This window comes from Nocardia sp. CA-151230, from assembly GCF_050942175.1.
In the GTDB taxonomy this organism is placed as follows: Bacteria; Actinomycetota; Actinomycetes; order Mycobacteriales; family Mycobacteriaceae; genus Nocardia.
On the sequence record NZ_CP192061.1, the window covers coordinates 2,074,071 to 2,093,232 of the forward strand.

Genomic DNA, 19,162 nt, shown 5'->3' on the forward strand with positions numbered 1-19,162 from the left:
GGATGGAGCGCATGAGCGCAGCGACCGTGGACTTGATGGACTACTCCGATGTCATCGACCGGTACGAACCGGTGCTCGGCATGGAGGTACACGTCGAGCTGGGCACCGCGACCAAGATGTTCTGCGGCTGCCCGACCGAATTCGGCGCCGAGCCCAACACCCAGGTGTGCCCCGTGTGCCTGGGCCTGCCGGGCTCGCTGCCGGTGGTGAACGAGAAGGCCGTCGAGTCCGCCATTCGCATCGGGCTGGCGCTGAACTGCTCCATCACCCCGTGGGGCCGGTTCGCGCGGAAGAACTACTTCTACCCGGACCAGCCCAAGAACTACCAGATCAGCCAGTACGACGAGCCGATCGCCACCAACGGCCACCTGGATGTGGTGCTCGATGACGGCTCGATCTTCCGGGTCGAGATCGAGCGGGCCCACATGGAGGAGGACACCGGCAAGTCGCTGCACGTCGGTGGCGCGACCGGCCGCATCCACGGCGCCTCGCACTCGCTGCTGGACTACAACCGCGCCGGTGTGCCGCTCATCGAGATCGTCACCAAGCCCATCGAGGGCGCGGGTGAACGTGCCCCCGAGGTGGCCCGCGCGTACGTGACGGCGCTGCGCGAGGTGCTCAAGTCCCTGGCCGTCTCGGACGTGAAGATGGAGCAGGGCTCGCTGCGCTGCGACGCCAACGTCTCTCTGATGCCCAAGGGCGCCAAGGAATTCGGCACCCGCACCGAGACCAAGAACGTGAACTCGCTCAAGAGCGTCGAGGTCGCGGTGCGCTTCGAGATGCGCCGCCAGGGCGCGGTGCTGGCCTCCGGCGCCTCGGTGCTGATGGAGACCCGCCACTTCCACGAGACCGACGGCACCACCTCGCCCGGCCGCATCAAGGAGACCGCCGAGGACTACCGCTACTTCCCGGAGCCGGACCTCGAGCCCATCGCACCCGACGCCGCCTGGGTCGAGGAGCTGCGCGGCACCATCCCGGAGTACCCGTGGCTGCGCCGCGCCCGCATCCAGTCCGACTGGGGCCTGTCCGCCGAGGTGTTCCGCGACCTGGTCAATGCCGGTGCGCTGGACCTGATCATCGCGACCGTCGACGCGGGCTCGTCCGTGGATGCCGCCCGTTCCTGGTGGGTCGCCTACCTCACCGAGAAGGCCAAGGAGCGCGAGGTCGCGCTCGAGGACCTGCCCATCACCCCGAAGCAGGTCGCCGAGGTGGCCGGGCTGGTCGAGGCCAAGACCATCAACAACAAGGTGGCCAAGCAGGTCGTCGACTTCGTCCTCGCCGGTGAGGGCGAGCCGGGTCAGATCGTCGAGGCCAAGGGCCTGGGCATGGTCTCCGACGACTCCGCGCTGCAGGCCGAGGTCGAGAAGGCCCTCGCCGCCAGCCCGGACATCGCGGAGAAGATCCGCTCCGGCAAGGTGCAGGCCGCGGGCAAGGTCGTCGGTGACGTCATGAAGGCCACCCGTGGTCAGGCCGACGCCGCCCGCGTCCGCGAACTGGTCCTCGCGGCCTGCGGCGTCGAAGGCTGACACACCCGAAACGCCCTGTGGCGCACGACCGATCTCGTGCACCACAGTTCTGACTCCCACCCACCACCTTCTCGAATCGGGGCGCGCGGCACCAGCCGCGCGCCCCGATCTCTCGAGTGATCATGGGCTTGACCCTCACACCGTGTGAGGTCCTAAACCTGGAGGGGTCATGTTCAGTATCGGAGACTTCGCCAGGTTCGGATCGGTGTCGGTGCGAATGCTGCGCCACTACGACGAGATCGGACTGCTGCCGCCGTCCGAGGTGGATCCGTGCAGCGGCTATCGGTTCTATTCGGCCGAACAGCTCGCACGGCTCAACCGGATCGTCGCGTTGAAGGAACTCGGCTTCACCCTGAACCAGGTGGCCGAGCTCCTCGACGGGCAGCTGTCCGCGGAGCGGTTGCACGGCATGCTGCAACTGCGTCGCGCACAGCTGGCCAATCAGGTGGCCGCGGACACCGCACGGCTCGCGAGCGTCGAGGCGAGGCTCCTGCGTATCGAGAAGGAGGGTGTCATGCCCGAGCAGGAAATCATCGTGAAACCGCTGTCCGCCACGCTCGTCGCCGAAATGAGCGAGGTTGCCGCCGAATCCGGGGAGGCCGCGGTCGGGCCCATCATCGAGCGGATCTACGCCCGGCTCGGGAAACTGATTCCGGAGGCCGGGCTCACCATCACCGGCGCGCCCGTCGTGTACTACGAAGAACTCGAAGAAGGTCTGCGCGTGCACGTCGCGCATCAGGTCGCGGGGACCGCCGCGCCGGGCAGCAGCCTCGACCTGCACCTGCTGCCGGAGATTCCACAGGCCGCGACCCTGGTTCATCGCGGGAAGCTGGCCGAACTGTGCGTGTCCTTCGAGGCCATGGGGCGCTGGGCCGACGAGAACCGTTACGCCCCCAATGCTCCCATCCGCGAGGTCTACCTCAACGCGCCCGAGGATCCGACCTCGGACGGGTGGGTCGTGGAACTGCAAATGCCGGTCACCCCTGCCGTGTGAACGGCTCGGCCCCGACCGGCATCCGGTGTCCTGTCGACTACGCTCTCCCCGAAAAACACTGCGGCGCACAACTGTTGCTGTGCGCCGCAGTGAAAGCCGGTGGCTAGTCCGGTCCGTTGCCCTGGCCCGCGGACGGCGGCGGGATCCGCACCACGCGGTCGTCGTACTGGTTGGGATTGCCGTCGGGCTTGTTCACGGTGCCGACCCAGATATTGCCGTCGCCGCCCAGCGTGGCGCCGTCGAGGCGGCCGTACTTGTCCTGGGCCAGCAGCGAGGGCGCCGCGGTGACGGCGTGCGTGTTCTTGTCGGCCGTGGCGAGAGCCAGGGCCCGCTGGTTGGTCAGCGAGATCGCGACCCCGTCCGAGGCGGCGGCACAGCCCGCCACGCCGGGGTGATCGGGCCAGGTCCAGGCCTTCACCGCGACACCGTCGGGGCCGACCCGCTGCAACCGGTCCTCGGTGGCGGTGCGGTCGGTGATCCAGATGGAATCCTTACCGTCCGAACACACCCCGCCCGCCACGCCGATACCGGTCACCACCACATCGGCGGAGGCGCCGGGTGCGGGGGAGCTGATGCTGAGCAGCTTGCCGGCCATCGAGTTGGTGTCGGCCGCCAGCGACGGGTTGCCGGCGTCACCGGTGAGCACCAGCATGCGGTTCTGCGAGGCGAAATCGATGGACCCGCGATTGCCGTTGACCCCCTTCGGAATTCCGGTCAGGATCGGCTTGGGCGCGCCGCCGTCGGTGGAGATGCGCACCACTCGGTTGTCGCCCCCGGTGGTCACGTACGCGTAGATCAGACCGTCCTCGGTGAAGGTGGGCGACAGCGCCAGGCCGGTGAGACCGCCGTCCCCGGCCGGATCCACATCCAGCCGGGCGATCTCGATGGGCGCGGGCGGTTCGCCCTCGTCGGTGGCGACCACCTTCAGAACGCGCCCCGTGGTCCGTTCGGCCACCAGCGCGCTCCCGCCGTCCGGCAGCGCGACCAGGCCGGCGGTGGTGTCCAGGCACGAGACCACCACGGCCAGATCAGGATCCACGCACGGTAGATCGGGGCGCTTGGCATTGGTCGGCGGCACCTTCGGCGTGGTGGTGCTGGGCTCGGCGTCCTGCCAGGTCGGCTCCGTGGTGAACGGGCTCGAGGCACGATCATCGAAGCGGGCGCAGCCGGACAGCAGCACGGCGCCGAGCGTCACGCCCAGCACAACTCTCCGCGCACCCACCCCGGCACGGCCAGCGGCAACCAAACTCATGGTTGAGACGTTACGGAAAACCTGCCGCCCACGCTCGGACGGGGTGTCCCATTCCCCGGCGTGGCGCGAATCGGACGGTGGACACGCCCGTGTTCTGCTGTGTGCCGAGCGGGTCCGGCTAATACTCTGACCCGGGTGACAGACAAGCCGAACGAGCCGTCCGCCGTGGCGGGCGACCTGCCGCCCGCTGCTCCGCGACCGGCCGGTGGACCGGTCCGCAGCCCCTTCGATTCGCCGACCGAACAGTTCCCCGCAATGTCCGGCGTCCAGACCACCGAGAAACTGCCCCGCACCGACGAGGAACTAGGTCTCGACCCCGAGGTCCCGCTCTACAACCAGGTCAAGAACGCCATCCCCGGCGCGGCCGACACCACCACCGAGCCGTCCCCGACCTACTCGTTCGCCAGCATCCCGCCGGCGCCGCCCAGCCCCGCCGACAGCAACGGCCGCGTCCGCCGCCGCGACGACCGCCGCGGCACCGTAGACCTCGGACTCCTGTTGCTGCGCTTGGTAATCGGCGGCACCTTCATCTACCACGGCCTGCAGAAGGCCGCGGGCTGGTTCCACGGCCCCGGATACGACGGCATCAAGACCTCCATGGAGAGCGGCGGCTGGAAACACGTCGACATCGCCGCCCCGCTCCTCATCACCGGCGAACTCGGCGGTGGCATCCTGGTCGTCCTCGGCGTTGCCACCCCCCTCGCCGCCGGAGCCCTGCTCGCCGTCATCCTCGACGCCTGGATGTGGAAACAGGGCATGGTCCCCGGCTTCCAATACTCCGCCAAGGGCAACTCGGTAGAACTCGATTCCGTACTGGTAGGAATCACCACAGCCCTCATCCTCACCGGCCCCGGCCGCCTCTCCTTCGACCGCGACCGCGGCTGGGCAACCAGACCCGCCTGGGGCTCTCTCGCCGCCTTCGCTGCCGCCATAGCCGCCGCCCTCCTCACCTACATCTATCTCCATGGCGGCAACCCCCTCACCGGCGTAGCCGGCTTCGCCTGACCCGCCCCACCCCGAACACAGAGCGGCCGGAGCGATCCCAACGGATCGATCCGGCCGCTTCGATATTCAGAATGTCCAGGGCCCTCGGAATCGGGCTGCACGGAAATTCCGCATGCATTCCTTCCGCGCGTGGTCGATGTTCTGCGGGACCTTCGGACGTGGGAATGGCCCGCGAGACCTTCAGGCGTGCGGGATGTCGTCCCGCGAGACCTTCGGATGTGCGGGATGTCCCGCGAGTCGCTTCGGGGGTGTGGGGCTTGCCCCCCACAAATCCTCTCCGGGGGTGGTGGGGGGTTTGCCCCCACCACCTTTCACCACTGACGCGTGGTCCAGGATTCCCATTCCTGGAAGGTCTCCTGGTGGAGCTGGAGGACCCGGCCGGACTTGATGTCGATCTCCTGGTGCAGCATCGCCCGGTGCTGGTTGATCCGCACCTGCTCGTCCGGCGTCGCCATGAACTCGGCGTGGTCGAGTTCCCGGACCTCGGCGGCCAGCTCCTCGGCCTCGGCGAGCAGCGCTTTGGCTTCGGCATTGCGGGCGTCCGAGCGCTGGAGCATGGCCGTGTAGTCGGCAAGCATGGAGTCGGCCTTGCCGATGTATTCGATTGTCATTCCCTTGCTTTCTTGATTACGGCACGCGCCGGACGGCACCCTTGTCGGCGGAGGTGGCGAGCGCGGCGTAGGCACGCAGTGCGGTCGTCACCGGGCGCTCGCGGTTCACGGGCTGCCAAGGCCGTTCGGACGCTTCCATTTTCACGCGGCGGTCCGCGAGGACGTCTTCGGGGACCAGCAATTCGAGCGCGCGGGTGTGCACGTCGATGCGGATGCGGTCACCGTTCTCGATGAGGCCGATGGACCCGCCGCTGGCCGCCTCCGGGGAGATGTGGCCGATGGACAGGCCCGAGGTGCCGCCGGAGAAGCGGCCGTCGGTGATGAGCGCGCAGACCTTGCCCAGGCCGACGCCCTTCAGGAACGAGGTGGGGTGCAGCATCTCCTGCATGCCCGGGCCGCCGGAGGGACCCTCGTAGCGGACCACGACCACGTCGCCGGGCTGGATCTCCTTGCCCAGGATCTTCGAGACCGCCTCCTCCTGGGATTCGACCACCACGGCCGGGCCTTCGAAGGTGAACAGGTCCTCGTCGATACCGGCGGTCTTCAGGATCGCGCCGTCCGGGGCGATATTGCCGCGCAGCACGCACAGCCCGCCCTCGACGGTGTAGGCGTGCTCCTTGTCGCGGATGCAGCCGCCCTCGGCGTCGGTGTCGAGCGAGGACCAGCGGTTCTCGGTGGAGAACGGCACGGTGGTGCGCACCCCGCCGGGCGCGGCGTGGAACAGTTCGACGGCTTCCTCGGAAGCCTTGCCGGAGCGGATGTCCCAGGTGTCGAGCCACTCGTCGAAGGACACGGTGTGCACCGTGGTCACGTCGGTCTCGAGCAGGTCGGCGCGGCGCAGCTCGCCCAGGATGGCGGGGATGCCACCGGCGCGGTGGACGTCCTCCATGTGGTAGTCGGAGTTCGGCGACACCTTCGACAGGCAGGGCACGCGACGCGAGATCTCGTCGATGGTCTGCAGATCGAACTCGATCTCACCCTCCTGCGCGGCGGCGAGGGTGTGCAGCACGGTGTTGGTGGAACCGCCCATGGCCACATCGAGCGCCATGGCATTGCGGAAGGCCTTGGCATTGGCCACGTTCCGCGGCAGCACCGAGGCGTCATCGTCGCGGTACCAGCGGGTGGCGATATCGACGATGACCCGCCCGGCCTTCTCGAACAACGCCCGGCGCGCGGCGTGGGTGGCCAGCGTGGAGCCGTTGCCCGGCAGCGCCAGGCCCAGCGCCTCGGTGAGGCAGTTCATGGAGTTGGCGGTGAACATGCCCGAGCAGGAGCCGCAGGTCGGGCAGGCGGAGCGCTCGACCTCGGTGAGCCCGTCCTCGGTGACGTTCGGCGAGGCGCTGGCGGAGATGGCGGTGATCAGGTCGGTCGGGGCCTGGGCCACGCCGCCGACGACCACGGCCTTACCGGCCTCCATCGGACCGCCGGAGACGAACACGGCCGGGATGTTGAGCCGCATGGCGGCGTTCAGCATGCCGGGAGTGATCTTGTCGCAGTTGGAGATACACACGAGCGCGTCCGCGGTGTGCGCGTTGGCCATGTATTCCACGGAGTCCGCGATGATCTCGCGCGAGGGCAGCGAGTACAGCATGCCGCCGTGACCCATGGCGATGCCGTCGTCCACGGCAATGGTGTGGAATTCGCGCGGCACGCCGCCGGCCGCCCGGACCGCCTCGGCCACGATCTCGCCGACGTCCTTCAGGTGCACGTGGCCGGGGACGAACTGGGTGTAGGAGTTCGCGATGGCGACGATCGGCTTCCCGAAGTCGGAGTCGGTGAGACCGGTCGCGCGCCAGAGGGCGCGAGCGCCCGCGGCATTGCGGCCGGCGGTGGTGGTGCGTGAGCGAAGCGGTGGCATTGGTCAGGTCCTCGGGTCGTGTCGCAGTGGGCTGTTGAGCGACTCTCCAGAAGTACGTCTCGCGACGTTCTCCGGCGGGCCTCAACGTTACTCCCGCGCCATGACCTCGATCACCGCCGGTAAGAACTCTGCAACCCCGAAACGCCTACGACTTGCCGGAATCGGCCTCGTGCTCGGTGGATTCGGCCGCCGGCTCGTTGGGTTCGGCCTCGCGCGCCGTGGTTTCGGACACAGCCTCGCTGGATTCGGACCCAGCCTCGGTGGTTTCGGCCGCAGCTTCACCGGCTTTGTCCTCTTCCTCCTCTTCCTCGGGCTCCACGAATTCCTCGGGCTCCACGAACGGATCCGGGATGCGTCCACCCGAGGCGGCGACGAGATCCGCCAGCCGGTTGTACCCCACCGCGGGCAGCGTCACATCGGAGTCGTCGGCCAGATGCAGCTGTAGATACCCCCGCTTGGGGATGCGCAGCCCGCGCACGTCGGCCCAGTCGATGTGCCGCCCGCCGAACAGGGTGCGCGTGTCGACGCCATTGTCCGAGACGGTCGTTCGGGTCCGCTCGATCCACACCACCACGGCGGCCGGGATGGCGAACAGGATCCACAGCACCTGCGGCCACCCGAAGAACGCGAAGGCCACGCAGAACAGCAGGATGAACACCCCGAGGTGAGCGAGCCGGGGGATGCGGATCACGCGACCCGCATCCGATTCGGACTCGGGCGTGTGGGACGATCGAGCAGGTGGCACGGACTGATGCTGTGAGGACACACCCCCATCCTTGCATCACGGAGAACGGACCCGATCAACCGCACTGTCTCACATAATGAGACCCAATAGGTCAGCTGTTTGACCGGACGACTCACGCGCGCATACCGTCGAGCGCGTGAATCGAACCGAGTTGCTCGTAATCGGCCGGCGCGTCCAGCGCTGAGCCGACGACTGTAGGTCATTTACGTCAGCTCGCAGCTGCGACGCGCCACCCTCGAACAGCCACTGGCTGTCGGGGGCTTTTTTGTGTTCAGGCAAGTCCCACGGACTGGAACTACAAGTAAGGAACCAAGACGGTGAGCGCACCTACCGCCCGGCCCGGGCCCTCGGCCCGCAGGCCCGCGCCTTCGGCCACTCAGCCGACCGCGGCTCCGGCCGCAACCCCGAACCGCCGCCAGGTCCCGCCCGAGCGGGTCACCGGCGCGCAGTCGGTCGTCCGTTCCCTCGAGGAGCTCGGCGTCGACACGGTATTCGGAATTCCGGGCGGTGCGATTCTTCCTGTCTACGACCCGCTGTTCGATTCCACCAAGGTCCGCCACGTGCTGGTCCGCCACGAGCAGGGCGCGGGTCACGCCGCGACCGGCTACGCGCAGGCGACCGGCAAGGTGGGTGTGTGCATGGCCACGTCCGGTCCGGGCGCGACCAACCTGGTCACCCCGATCGCGGACGCGCAGATGGACTCGGTGCCGCTGGTGGCCATCACCGGTCAGGTCGGCCGCTCGCTGATCGGCACCGATGCCTTCCAGGAAGCCGACATCTCCGGCATCACCATGGCGTGCACCAAGCACAACTTCCTGGTCACCGACCCGATCGACATCCCGCGGATGATCGCCGAGGCGTTCCACCTGGCCTCCACCGGCCGCCCGGGCGCGGTGCTGGTCGACATCCCGAAGGATGTGCTGCAGGCGCAGACCACCTTCTCCTGGCCGCCGGAGATGAAGCTGCCCGGCTACCGTCCGGTCACCAAGCCGCACGGCAAGCAGGTGCGCGAGGCCGCCCGGATGATCATGGATGCCAAGGCTCCGGTGCTGTACGTCGGCGGCGGCGTCATCAAGGCCGACGCCAACGAGGAACTGCTGGAACTGGCCGAGCTGACCGGCATTCCGGTGGTCACCACCCTGATGGCGCGCGGCGCGTTCCCCGACACCCACACCCTGAACATGGGCATGCCGGGTATGCACGGCACCGTGGGAGCCGTTGCGGCACTGCAGCGTTCGGATCTGCTGATCACCCTGGGCGCGCGTTTCGACGACCGCGTCACCGGCCAGCTGGACTCGTTCGCGCCGAACGCCAAGGTGATCCACGCCGACATCGACCCGGCCGAGATCGGTAAGAACCGCCACGCCGACGTGCCGATCGTGGGCGACTGCCGCGAGGTCATCACCGAGCTGATCGAGACCCTCAAGGCCGACCCGGCCGCCGCGGGCAAGGCTCCGCTGCTGGATCTGACCGAGTGGTGGAACTACCTGAGCGGTGTCCGCGACAGCTACCCGCTGGGCTGGAAGACCCCGTCCGACGGTTCGCTGTCGCCGGAGTTCGTGATCGAGAAGCTGGGCCAGATGGCCGGTCCCGACGCCATCTACTGTGCCGGCGTCGGCCAGCACCAGATGTGGGCCGCGCAGTTCATCAAGTACGAGAAGCCGCGCACCTGGCTGAACTCCGGTGGTCTGGGCACCATGGGTTACGCCGTGCCGGCCGCCATGGGCGCCAAGATGGGCATGCCGGACCGCGAGGTCTGGGCCATCGACGGTGACGGCTGCTTCCAGATGACCAATCAGGAGCTGGCCACCTGTGCCGTCGAGGGCGTGCCGATCAAGGTAGCGCTGATCAACAACGGCAACCTGGGCATGGTCCGGCAGTGGCAGACCCTGTTCTACGAGCAGCGCTACTCCAACACCGACCTGGGCACCCACACCCTGCGCATCCCCGACTTCGTGAAGCTGGCGGAAGCCCTGGGCTGCCACGGCATTCGCGTGGAGAAGGAAGAGGACGTGGAGGCCGCGATCCGCGAGGCGCAGTCGATCAACGACCGGCCCGTGGTGATCGACTTCATCGTCGGCAAGGACGCGCAGGTGTGGCCGATGGTCGCCGCCGGCACCTCCAACGACGAAATCATGGCCGCGCGCGGTATCCGCCCGCTGTTCGACGACGACGAGTCGGCGTCCGAGCCCGCCGTGATCCACGAGGCGATGTCACACGAGAAGGCTTCGCTGGCCGCCCATGAGCGTGCCTCCCAGAAGGGGACCGAGGAATGACCACCACCCACACCCTGTCCGTGCTGGTGGAGGACAAGCCGGGCGTGCTGGCCCGTGTGGCCAGCCTGTTCTCCCGGCGTGGCTTCAATATCCAGTCGCTCGCGGTGGGCGGCACCGAGATCCCGGAGATCTCGCGCATGACCATCGTCGTCACGGTCGAGGATCTGCCGCTGGAGCAGGTCACCAAGCAGCTGAACAAGCTGGTCAATGTCATCAAGATCGTCGAGCAGGACACGGACAGCTCCGTGGCCCGCGAGCTGATCCTGGTGAAGGTGCGCGCCGACGCCAGCGTGCGCACCCAGGTGATCGAGGCCGTCAACCTGTTCCGCGCGAAGGTGATCGACGTGTCGCCCGACGCGCTGACCATCGAGGCCACCGGCACCCGCTCCAAGCTCGACGCGCTGCTGCGCATGATGGAGCCCTACGGGATCCGTGAGATCGTGCAGTCCGGAGTTGTCGCGGTGGGTCGAGGACCCAAGTCCATCACCGCGACTCGCTAGTAACCGGCCGCCGCGGCGGCCATCCGCCCGCCATCCCGGCATGCTTTCGGCCGGGATCCACCACGCTTAATCACAGAATCCAAGAAGGAGCACCCAAAGTGGCAGTCGAGATGTTCTACGACGACGATGCCGATCTGTCGATCATCCAGGGCAAGAAGGTCGCGGTCATCGGCTACGGCAGCCAGGGCCACGCCCACTCGCTGAGCCTGCGCGACTCCGGCGTCGACGTGCGCATCGGCCTCAAGGAGGGCTCGAAGTCCCGTGCCAAGGCCGAAGAGGCCGGCCTGACCGTCGGCACCCCGGCCGAGGTCGCCGAGTGGGCCGACGTGATCATGGTTCTCGCGCCCGACACCGCGCAGGCCTCGATCTTCACCAACGACATCGAGCCGCACCTGAAGGATGGCGACGCGCTGTTCTTCGGCCACGGCCTGAACATCCACTTCGGTCTGATCAAGGCTCCGGCCAACGTCACCGTCGGCATGGTCGCCCCGAAGGGCCCGGGCCACCTGGTGCGTCGTCAGTTCGTCGACGGCAAGGGCGTTCCGGCCCTGATCGCCATCGACCAGGACCCGACCGGCACCGGCCAGGCGCTGGCGCTGTCCTACGCCAAGGGCATCGGCGGCACCCGCGCGGGCGTCATCAAGACCACCTTCAAGGAAGAGACCGAGACCGACCTCTTCGGTGAGCAGGCCGTGCTCTGCGGTGGCACCGAGGAACTGGTCAAGACCGGTTTCGAGGTCATGGTCGAGGCCGGCTACGCGCCGGAGATGGCCTACTTCGAGGTCCTGCACGAGCTCAAGCTGATCGTCGACCTGATGTACGAGGGCGGCATCGCCCGCATGAACTACTCGGTCTCCGACACCGCCGAGTTCGGTGGCTACCTGTCGGGTCCACGCGTCATCGACGCCGGCACCAAGGAGCGCATGAAGGCGATCCTGACCGACATCCAGGACGGCACCTTCGTCAAGCGCCTGGTCGCCAACGTCGAGGGCGGCAACAAGGAGCTCGAGGCCCTGCGCAAGGCCAACGCCGAGCACCCCATCGAGGTCACCGGCGCCAAGCTCCGCGGCCTGATGAGCTGGGTCGACCGCCCGATCACCGAAACCGCCTAAGGGTTTCGCGACTTCGGACGACCCGCCGGACCCCGTGTCCGGCGGGTCGTTTCATGTCACCAGGTCGTTGGCGTGCAGCGGACTACGACGGCGATGTCCTCGGTATTCATTGGCTTGATCTGAGAGGTGCCGGTGACCGTATCGCCCGCAGATGAGAGCCGGTATCTGACGGCCGAGGAGTTTCTCGCCGCCGAACCGGATGCGTTCGGCGAGACCGCCGGTGACATCGAGATCGTGGACGGTCGGCTCGTCAGACCGATGTCCCAGAGTGGCGCGCACAGCCGAGTGGTGCGTCGACTGGCATCTACGATCGAAGCCGCGCGACACCCGTCCGGACCGTGCCTCGTGGTGGATTCCGATGTCGCGGTTCGACTTCCGGACTCCGAAGATCAGCGTGCCGAACGTCGGCTGAATGTCCGGTACCCCGACATGATGGTCTGTGACTGCGAGCCATACGACGTCAACACCGTGCGAGAACACATCCAGCTCGTGATCGAGGTGGCCTCGAAGGACACCGTCGATACGGATATCGGCATCAAACGAAGGCCCGCCAGGATTCCTTCTGGCGGGCCTTCGCTGTTCGCGCGTGAGGGGGGACCGCGCGAGGTGTCGTCGTGTCTCGGGTTTACCAGCTGCCGAAGCTGTCCGGCAGCGCATTGCGCCACCACCAGCCATCGTTGTCGTGACGCCAGCCCCGGTTCCAGTCGTCGCGGTCGTGGTCCCAGTCGTCACGGTCGTGGCGGTGGCGCCAATCGTCGCGATCCCACCAGCCGTCCTGGTGGTGCGGCCACGCCACATCGCTGGGCGCGTTGTCCAGGGGAACGTCCGCCGAGGCCGGAATGGTCACTGCTGCAAGGGGAACCAAGGCGATTGCACCGGCGACAGCCACGCGGGCTGCGATCCGGTGCAGAGATGTCGACTTCATGGTCAGCAACTGTGCCCGAATCGTGCCTGTTTGTGAATCCGAATCCCTGTGAATTCAGGGCCGAATGGTCCTCATGTATGACACGAGACCCTGAGCGACCCCGAAACCCGGTGCACGGCAACGGCCCCGCAGGAATTCTCCCGCAGGGCCGTTCGCAACTGCGATTCGATTCGATTCTGTGGGTGTCGAACCGAGTGCTGAAAGGTCAGTAGTGCGTGCCGCCGTCGATCCGAATTTCGGTGCCGGTAATGAACGCGCCGTCATCCGACGCCAGCATCGCGACCACGCCCGCCACGGTATCCGGCGAGGCGAAGCCCTGCCCGATACCCGGCGCAAGCTTCATGAACAGGCTCAGATCGGCATCCGCCGGCAGACCCGGGCCACGCCCGGAGGTCATATCACTCGAAATCGACCCCGGCGCAACGGCAACCACGCGCAGACCCTGCTTGGAGTACTCCGCGGCGAGCGCGTGCGTCATGGACATGATGCCGCCCTTGGACGCGGCATACGCGGACATGTACGGGTGCGCGAAGAACGCGGAAGTCGAAGTGAAGTTGACGATCACGCCCTTGTCCGAGGCAAGCAGCTGCGGCAGCGCCTCCCGAATCATCAGGAACGTACCGGTCAGGTTGATAGCAATGATCTTGTTGAAATCAGCCAGCGGCATCTCATGCGTATGCGCCGACCGCAGAATCCCCGCCGCATTGATCAGCGCATCGATCCCACCCAGCGCCTCGACCGCGTTCGCAACCCCAGCCTTCACCGACGCCTCATCGGCGATATCCACCACCAGCGTGGTCAGCCGATCCCCATTCCCGTTCTCCGCCGCCTGCTTGGCAGTCTCCGCCAGCCCGGCCTCGTTCACATCAGCCCCGACAACCTGCCCACCCTCGGCCAGGATCCGATGCACAGTAGCCCGCCCAATCCCCGACCCCGCCCCGGTGATCACTACTCGACGGCCGTCAAAACGCTCCATTGCGGTTCTCCTTACGTAGGTTCTCAGCCTCCACTGACACGCTACGCCTGTGTGGCACGTCATGCCATCGTGGCATCCCGTCAACTAGGATTGTCCCAACGAGCCCGCCCGAAGGAGGTGAAAATGTCCGCCCAACCCCTCCCGCGCCCCACCCTCGCGGAACGCCGCAAACAAGAAACCCGCATGGACATAGCCCGAACCGCAGCCCGCTTGTTCGCAGCTCACGGCACCTCCGAGGTAACCGCCGACCAAATAGCCTCCGAATCCGGCGTAGCCCTCCGCACCTTCTACCGCTACTCGCGGACCAAGGAAGAAGCAGTCGAGCCGATGCTCGCGGCGGGCGCCCAACGGTGGTTGGAGATCGTCGCCTCGGGCCCGCGACGTCTGCCCACCCTGCCGGAACTCGAGGCGGCGGCCCGATCGTCCCTGACGTTCGAAGGTGCTCCCGAAGACCTCGAAATCACGCGCGGACTCATCCACGCAATGGATGACGACCCGACTCTCCGCACGGTTTGGCACCGCATCAACCTCGAAGGCGAACGCGAATTGCTCCGTGTGCTGACCGATCTGGCAGACGGTGAAGCAGATCCTTTGCGCCTCCGCCTTCTTGCCGCGGCCGCCGCCGGTGCGATCCGAATCGCGATCGAGCAGTGGGCATCCGATAATGGACCGACCAGTGGGGATGGATCCCCCGCCGACCTCGCCGTCCATGCGCTCCACGCCCTCGCCGGCGGAATCGGTCACTGAATCGGTCACTCTCGGTCGATCCGTAACGCTCCCGGGCCCTCCGCGAATCTCTGGCTAGAGTTCTCGTCGGCGTTCTCGAGCAGGGGTGATCATGGCGGAAGAGTGGAAGTTCGATGTCCCCACCGCTGGGACGAAGCATCTTCCGCCGGACCCCCGCTACATGGAGGCCCTCACCAGCCAGGGTTACGGATTCGAGGCTGCCGTAGCCGATTTGGTCGACAACTCGATCGACGCCGGTGCCAGTGATGTTGTCATCCACTTCCTGCGAGACGGCGATCGCCTGACCAGTCTGCTGATCATCGACAACGGCAGCGGGATGACCGAGAGCGAGCTCGATGTCGCAATGACGGTGGGCGGCCGCCGAAACTATCGCCAGGGCGCGCTCGGCATGTTCGGGACCGGCTTGAAGTCGGCCTCGCTCAGCCACGCTGCCGCGGTGACGGTGGTCAGTCGCACCAAGACGAGCCGTCCGGCCGGTCGACGCTGGATGATGGAGCATGCGAAAGACGGCTTTCAATGCGACATTGTGGAACCCGGGTACGCCCAGTCGCTCATCGACCGTTATTCCGGTGGTCAGCCGATCGAATGGAATGGCACCGTAGTTCGCTGGGACGGGGTCAAGGATTTCCCACGCAACGGCGGACCTGAACAGACCGAACGCTACCTCGCTCGCACCGTCAGCAAGCTGGGTATGCATCTGGGTTTGCAGTTGCACCGGTTCCTGGCGCGCGGTGATTTCAACATCACCATCGCAGTCGAGGACATCGCCACCGGCATGGTGGTGATGAATTATGGTGTGCTGCCGGTGGACCCGTTCGGTTACCCGGTGACGGGCAACCCCGAGTACCCGCGCACCTTCAAGGTCGAGGTGCCGTCGGTAGGCGTCGTGCCGCTCCAGACGCATATCTGGCCACCCAAGTCCACCGTGGCCCAGTTCCGCGGAATCGGATCATTGCTGGATACCCAGGGTTTCTACCTGTATCGCAACGATCGCCTCGTGCAGGCGGGCGGCTGGAACAATTTCCGTCAGCCCGAACAGCATCTGGCCTTGGCGCGTGTGGCGGTGGAACTGCCCCCGGTGTCCAGTGACGTATTCCGACTCACCGTCAAGAAGGACGGCGTCGATATCTCGCCGGAGTTCATTGCGGCACTGGAGAATACGACCGACGACACTGGTCGCACCTTCGCCGGCTACCTGACTGCCGCGGACAACACCTACCGGGAGGCGCGGCGCCGCACGGGCGTCGAGCGCAAGCCTGTGATTCCGGCGGGGAAGGGTCTCGATCCCACTGTGCGGGAGGTACTTTCGGAGGAACTACCGACCTTGCCGGGGGAGGACCCCATCAGCATCCGCTGGGACGTGGTCGAGGGTGACACCTTTTTCGAACTGGATCGCGAAGGTCGCCGAATCCTGTTGAACCAGCGCTATCGCCCGGCTGTTCTGGGCGGGCGCCGCGGCGGGGTGAACGACGCCCCGATGATCAAATCGATGCTCTACCTGATGGTCAACGAGGTGTTCCAACGGGAACGAATCGGCCCTCGGGACAGGGACAAACTGCAGCTGTGGCAGTCGGTATTGGTGGTCGCTGCGCGGGCGGAAATGGATAGCCTCAGCGATCGGGATGGGGAATGACCGTGCATACACCGGATGCCGCGCCGCGTATCGCCCTACACCATGCAGTGCTCGCCGACCTTTCAGGCAGTAAGCCGAAGCGGCTGGTGCGTGCGATGGAATATCAAGCTGAAGACCTTTCGGGCACCGCACAGTATGCCTTCGAGGCGGACTTCCAGCAGGCGCTGCGTGCCGCGGAGGCCGGTGATCAGCTGGTTGAAATGTGGCGAAAGCAGTTGGTGCAGTGGGATTTCACGGAGAACCCACTGTGGTCGGCTGCTTCGCCCCGGACAGAAGAACGACGCGCCGACATCTACCGTGAGCTTGCCGTCGAGGAAGAGACGGCAAAGCTGCTGGACACCGTCTGCCCGGTGCCCCTGGTCCCCGGGCCGGTCGTGATCAGCAAAGACTTCAAGGCTTGGCGCACAGTCGAATCCAAGCACGGGCGGGAATGGTATTGGCCGCGGTACAGCGCACTGTTGTCGAAGAAGGGCTGGTCGGAGGAAGCAGTCGCCGGCGTCGATCTCGCCGCCGATAGTGTGGTCGAGCGACTTGCCGATCCCACCCGCCCGGACGCCTATCAGTCGAAGGGGTTGGTTGTCGGCTACGTCCAATCCGGCAAGACCGCCAACTTCACCGGCGTTATCGCAAAAGCGATGGATGCTGGTTACCGCCTGATCATCGTGCTCGGCGGAACGCTGAACCTCTTGCGCGACCAGACCCAACGTCGCCTCGACAAGGAGTTGGTGGGGCGCGAGAACATCATGGGCGGCGGCAGCGAATACGACTCCGACTACTACGACGACCCAGAGTGGCTGCAGCGCAAGTTCGTCGAATTCGGCGACCGTCCATCGGCTCTGGGCGGCTTCGACATCGTGCGCCTGACCACCCGTCACGATGACTACAAGGCGTTGTTGCAAGGCATCACTGCGCTGGAGTTCGAGAAGCAGGAACCGGCGGTCCCGCTCTACGACGCCCGCAACCTGCACCGGTCCGCCGCACGGTTGATGGTGGTGAAGAAGAACAAGTCCGTGCTCGGCAAACTGGTCAAGGATCTCAAGAAGATTCGCACGCCATTGTCGGAGATCCCGGTCCTCATCATCGATGACGAATCCGACGAAGCCTCGGTCAATACCTCCCGCCCGAAGCCCGACGCCGACCGCACAGCGATCAATCAAAAGATCTCCGAACTTCTCACCCTGCTCCCGCGGGCCCAGTACGTCGGCTACACGGCCACCCCGTACGCCAACGTCTTCATCGACCCCAGCGACACCGCCGATATCTTCCCCAAAGACTTCATCATCTCCCTACCCCGACCCGAGGGGTACATGGGCGCCAGCGACTTCCACGACTTCGATTCCGACGACCCGGATGAGCAGCGCACCTATGCGACCTCCAACGAGATGGCCCATGTCCGGGACGTCGTGGTCAGCGATGAGGACGACACCGAGCCACTCGAGCGCGCGATCGACATGTACGTCCTGACCGCGGCGATGAAACTCTTCCGCCGGGACCGAGATGTATTGGGCGAAGACTACTTCCGCCACCACACCATGCTCATCCACGAATCCAACTGGGTCGAGTCCCATCGCGAACTCCTCAGCCGTATCACCAAATTGTGGTGGCAGGCAGGCTATTCCAGCTCCCCGGGGCACGCTCGCCTCCGCACACTCTTCGAATCGGACATCGCTCCGGTCTCCGCGGTTCGCGCCGCCGGCTATGGAATACCCGACACTTATGACCAGCTGATGCCCTACGTGGGCCCCGCTGTCATGAACATCAGCGCGGATCAGAAGCCCATCATCGTTGTGAACGGCGACAAGGACATCGAAACCGGCGAAGCCGACTTCGACCGCCGTCCGATCTGGAAGATCCTGATCGGCGGCCAGAAACTCTCCCGCGGCTTCACCGTCGAGGGCCTGACGGTCTCCTACTTCCGCCGCCGTTCGACCAATGCCTCGGCATTGATGCAGATGGGCCGCTGGTTCGGCTTCCGCGAGGGCTATCGAGATCTGGTACGGCTGTATATCGGCCGCGAAGAGGAGCACGGCAAGCAGGACATCGACCTGTACAAAGCCTTCGAGTCCGTATGCATGGATGAGGAATCGTTCCGCCGCGAGCTCGAGCAGTACGCGGTCATGGTCGACGGCGTTCCACAGGTCACCCCTGCCCAGGTGCCGCCTTTGGTCTCTCAACACCTACCTCTGCTGAAACCGACCAGCGCGAACAAGATGTACAACGCCCGACTCGTTGAAATCCGCTCTCCCGGACTATGGCGTGAACCGTTCGGCTACCCGAGCCGATCCGTTGATCTCCGACACAACACCAACCTCTGGAGCCCAATCTTCGATCGACTATCCACTGCCACAACCGATTACGCATACCACTTTCCAGAGAAGGGCATCGTCCACCGAGTCACCGCCCTGACCGGCCGGCTCGAACCCGCGGAGTTTCTCGACATCATCCGAGAGATGCGCTGGCTCACCCTGGGACAATTCGACCCTCACATCGAGTACCTCACTGCCATCACCCGCGGCCCCGCAGCCGCTGTCGACGAGTGGATCGTCCTGGCCCCGCAAACAATGCGCGGCGCAACTAGAGAGGTTGCCCTCGGCGCCACCGGCCGCAGCTTCACCCGCTGGGAACGAGTCCGCCGCCGCGACCCTCTCTTCGGCGCCATCAGTACCAGCCGCCATCGCAGCATCGCGATGCGTGTAGCAGGCGGTCTCCCGGACTCCGGCGACCTCAACACTGAATCCCTGGCAGCCGACGGCCGCGGCACTGTCATGCTCTACCCGGTAGTCGAACCACGCTACAGCGCAGACATTTCCCCCGAGGGCCACATCGACCCGGGCAAGCTGGTCATTGGCTTCGGCTTCGTCGCGCCCGCATCAGCCCGCGGCTACGACGATCGCATAATTCGGTTCAGGACCATCGACTCCACGGACGCGGTCATTGTCGATGTTCCTCACGACGAGAATGATTGAACACGGATTAGTCGCCCCGTCGTCACCGCGTGAGTG

The 19,162-nt window shown here is 66.1% G+C and carries 15 protein-coding genes and 1 pseudogene; 10 read left to right on the top strand and 6 right to left on the bottom strand.

Features of this window, described 5'->3' with window-relative positions:
* Positions 1-11 precede the first annotated feature (11 nt).
* Both gatB and ACQP1O_RS09300 read left to right on the top strand, forming a co-directional pair.
* Positions 12-1,526: an Asp-tRNA(Asn)/Glu-tRNA(Gln) amidotransferase subunit GatB gene (gene gatB / locus ACQP1O_RS09295; protein ID WP_433565427.1), complete on the top strand. Its 1,515-nt coding sequence runs from the start codon at positions 12-14 to the stop codon at positions 1,524-1,526.
* A 169-nt stretch (positions 1,527-1,695) separates the two neighbouring features.
* Positions 1,696-2,520, top strand: coding sequence for a MerR family transcriptional regulator (locus ACQP1O_RS09300; protein WP_433565428.1), 825 nt, complete (start codon positions 1,696-1,698; stop codon positions 2,518-2,520).
* Positions 2,521-2,623: 103 nt separating this feature from the next.
* On the opposite strand, the gene ACQP1O_RS09305 is transcribed toward ACQP1O_RS09300, so the two are convergent.
* A complete protein-coding gene (locus ACQP1O_RS09305; protein WP_433565429.1) occupies positions 2,624-3,772 on the bottom strand; it encodes a PQQ-dependent sugar dehydrogenase in 1,149 nt (382 codons plus the stop codon).
* Between the two features lie 135 nt (positions 3,773-3,907).
* On the opposite strand from ACQP1O_RS09305, the gene ACQP1O_RS09310 reads away from it, so the two are divergent.
* Entirely contained in the window at positions 3,908-4,777 is an 870-nt protein-coding gene (locus ACQP1O_RS09310; RefSeq protein WP_433565430.1) for a DoxX family protein, read from the top strand.
* A 311-nt stretch (positions 4,778-5,088) separates the two neighbouring features.
* Here ACQP1O_RS09310 and ACQP1O_RS09315 read toward each other — a convergent pair whose 3' ends face one another.
* From ACQP1O_RS09315 to ACQP1O_RS09325, 3 genes are all read right to left on the bottom strand, one after another.
* Complete coding sequence (locus tag ACQP1O_RS09315) at positions 5,089-5,388, bottom strand: hypothetical protein (protein ID WP_433565431.1); 300 nt, start codon at positions 5,386-5,388, stop codon at positions 5,089-5,091.
* A gap of 16 nt (positions 5,389-5,404) precedes the next feature.
* Entirely contained in the window at positions 5,405-7,246 is a 1,842-nt protein-coding gene (gene ilvD, locus ACQP1O_RS09320; RefSeq protein WP_433565432.1) for a dihydroxy-acid dehydratase, read from the bottom strand.
* A 145-nt stretch (positions 7,247-7,391) separates the two neighbouring features.
* Positions 7,392-7,937 (bottom strand): PH domain-containing protein, encoded by a 546-nt coding sequence (locus ACQP1O_RS09325; protein ID WP_433565433.1) that lies wholly within the window; start codon positions 7,935-7,937, stop codon positions 7,392-7,394.
* A gap of 371 nt (positions 7,938-8,308) precedes the next feature.
* Here ACQP1O_RS09325 and ACQP1O_RS09330 point away from each other — a divergent pair, with 371 nt between their 5' ends.
* The 4 genes and pseudogenes from ACQP1O_RS09330 to ACQP1O_RS09345 all read left to right on the top strand — a co-directional run.
* Positions 8,309-10,267 carry an acetolactate synthase large subunit gene (locus ACQP1O_RS09330; protein WP_433565434.1) on the top strand — a complete coding sequence of 653 codons (1,959 nt, stop codon included), beginning with the start codon at positions 8,309-8,311 and terminating at the stop codon, positions 10,265-10,267.
* Positions 10,264-10,767 (top strand): acetolactate synthase small subunit, encoded by a 504-nt coding sequence (ilvN, locus tag ACQP1O_RS09335; RefSeq protein ID WP_040860049.1) that lies wholly within the window; start codon positions 10,264-10,266, stop codon positions 10,765-10,767. The genes ACQP1O_RS09330 and ilvN overlap by 4 nt, the downstream gene beginning before the upstream one ends.
* Positions 10,768-10,877: 110 nt before the next feature.
* Positions 10,878-11,879, top strand: a complete 1,002-nt coding sequence (gene ilvC, locus ACQP1O_RS09340) for a ketol-acid reductoisomerase (RefSeq protein ID WP_354837986.1) — start codon at positions 10,878-10,880, stop codon at positions 11,877-11,879.
* Positions 11,880-12,113: 234 nt separating this feature from the next.
* Positions 12,114-12,365, top strand: a pseudogene (locus tag ACQP1O_RS09345) (Uma2 family endonuclease); the annotation flags it as partial.
* 139 nt (positions 12,366-12,504) lie between these two features.
* Here the strand turns inward: ACQP1O_RS09345 and ACQP1O_RS09350 are convergent.
* Together ACQP1O_RS09350 and ACQP1O_RS09355 are read right to left on the bottom strand one after the other, a co-directional pair.
* Positions 12,505-12,804, bottom strand: coding sequence for a hypothetical protein (locus tag ACQP1O_RS09350; RefSeq protein ID WP_433568025.1), 300 nt, complete (start codon positions 12,802-12,804; stop codon positions 12,505-12,507).
* A gap of 205 nt (positions 12,805-13,009) precedes the next feature.
* The gene (locus tag ACQP1O_RS09355) at positions 13,010-13,780 is read right to left on the bottom strand and encodes an SDR family NAD(P)-dependent oxidoreductase (RefSeq protein ID WP_433565435.1); all 771 of its coding nucleotides are present in this window, start codon (positions 13,778-13,780) and stop codon (positions 13,010-13,012) included.
* Positions 13,781-13,831: 51 nt separating this feature from the next.
* Here ACQP1O_RS09355 and ACQP1O_RS09360 point away from each other — a divergent pair, with 51 nt between their 5' ends.
* The 3 genes from ACQP1O_RS09360 to ACQP1O_RS09370 all read left to right on the top strand — a co-directional run bounded on the left by ACQP1O_RS09360 (position 13,832) and on the right by ACQP1O_RS09370 (position 19,126).
* Complete coding sequence (locus ACQP1O_RS09360) at positions 13,832-14,527, top strand: TetR/AcrR family transcriptional regulator (protein WP_433565436.1); 696 nt, start codon at positions 13,832-13,834, stop codon at positions 14,525-14,527.
* Positions 14,528-14,618: 91 nt separating this feature from the next.
* Entirely contained in the window at positions 14,619-16,160 is a 1,542-nt protein-coding gene (locus tag ACQP1O_RS09365) for an ATP-binding protein (RefSeq protein ID WP_433565437.1), read from the top strand.
* Entirely contained in the window at positions 16,157-19,126 is a 2,970-nt protein-coding gene (locus ACQP1O_RS09370; RefSeq protein WP_433565438.1) for a Z1 domain-containing protein, read from the top strand. Before ACQP1O_RS09365 ends, ACQP1O_RS09370 begins: the two co-directional genes overlap by 4 nt.
* The last annotated feature ends 36 nt before the right edge of the window (positions 19,127-19,162 follow it).

What these genes read in the sequence shown, in the direction of transcription:
- ilvC (WP_354837986.1), top strand. Translation starts at nt 10,878, where the DNA reads ATGTTCTACGACGACGATGCCGATCTGTCGATCATCCAGGGCAAGAAG.
- ACQP1O_RS09370 (WP_433565438.1), top strand. Translation starts at nt 16,157, where the DNA reads ATGACCGTGCATACACCGGATGCCGCGCCGCGTATCGCCCTACACCAT.
- ACQP1O_RS09350 (WP_433568025.1), bottom strand. Translation starts at nt 12,804, where the DNA reads ATGAAGTCGACATCTCTGCACCGGATCGCAGCCCGCGTGGCTGTCGCC.
- ilvN (WP_040860049.1), top strand. Translation starts at nt 10,264, where the DNA reads ATGACCACCACCCACACCCTGTCCGTGCTGGTGGAGGACAAGCCGGGC.
- ACQP1O_RS09365 (WP_433565437.1), top strand. Translation starts at nt 14,619, where the DNA reads ATGGCGGAAGAGTGGAAGTTCGATGTCCCCACCGCTGGGACGAAGCAT.
- ACQP1O_RS09305 (WP_433565429.1), bottom strand. Translation starts at nt 3,772, where the DNA reads ATGAGTTTGGTTGCCGCTGGCCGTGCCGGGGTGGGTGCGCGGAGAGTT.
- ACQP1O_RS09355 (WP_433565435.1), bottom strand. Translation starts at nt 13,780, where the DNA reads ATGGAGCGTTTTGACGGCCGTCGAGTAGTGATCACCGGGGCGGGGTCG.
- ilvD (WP_433565432.1), bottom strand. Translation starts at nt 7,246, where the DNA reads ATGCCACCGCTTCGCTCACGCACCACCACCGCCGGCCGCAATGCCGCG.
- gatB (WP_433565427.1), top strand. Translation starts at nt 12, where the DNA reads ATGAGCGCAGCGACCGTGGACTTGATGGACTACTCCGATGTCATCGAC.
- ACQP1O_RS09315 (WP_433565431.1), bottom strand. Translation starts at nt 5,388, where the DNA reads ATGACAATCGAATACATCGGCAAGGCCGACTCCATGCTTGCCGACTAC.
- ACQP1O_RS09300 (WP_433565428.1), top strand. Translation starts at nt 1,696, where the DNA reads ATGTTCAGTATCGGAGACTTCGCCAGGTTCGGATCGGTGTCGGTGCGA.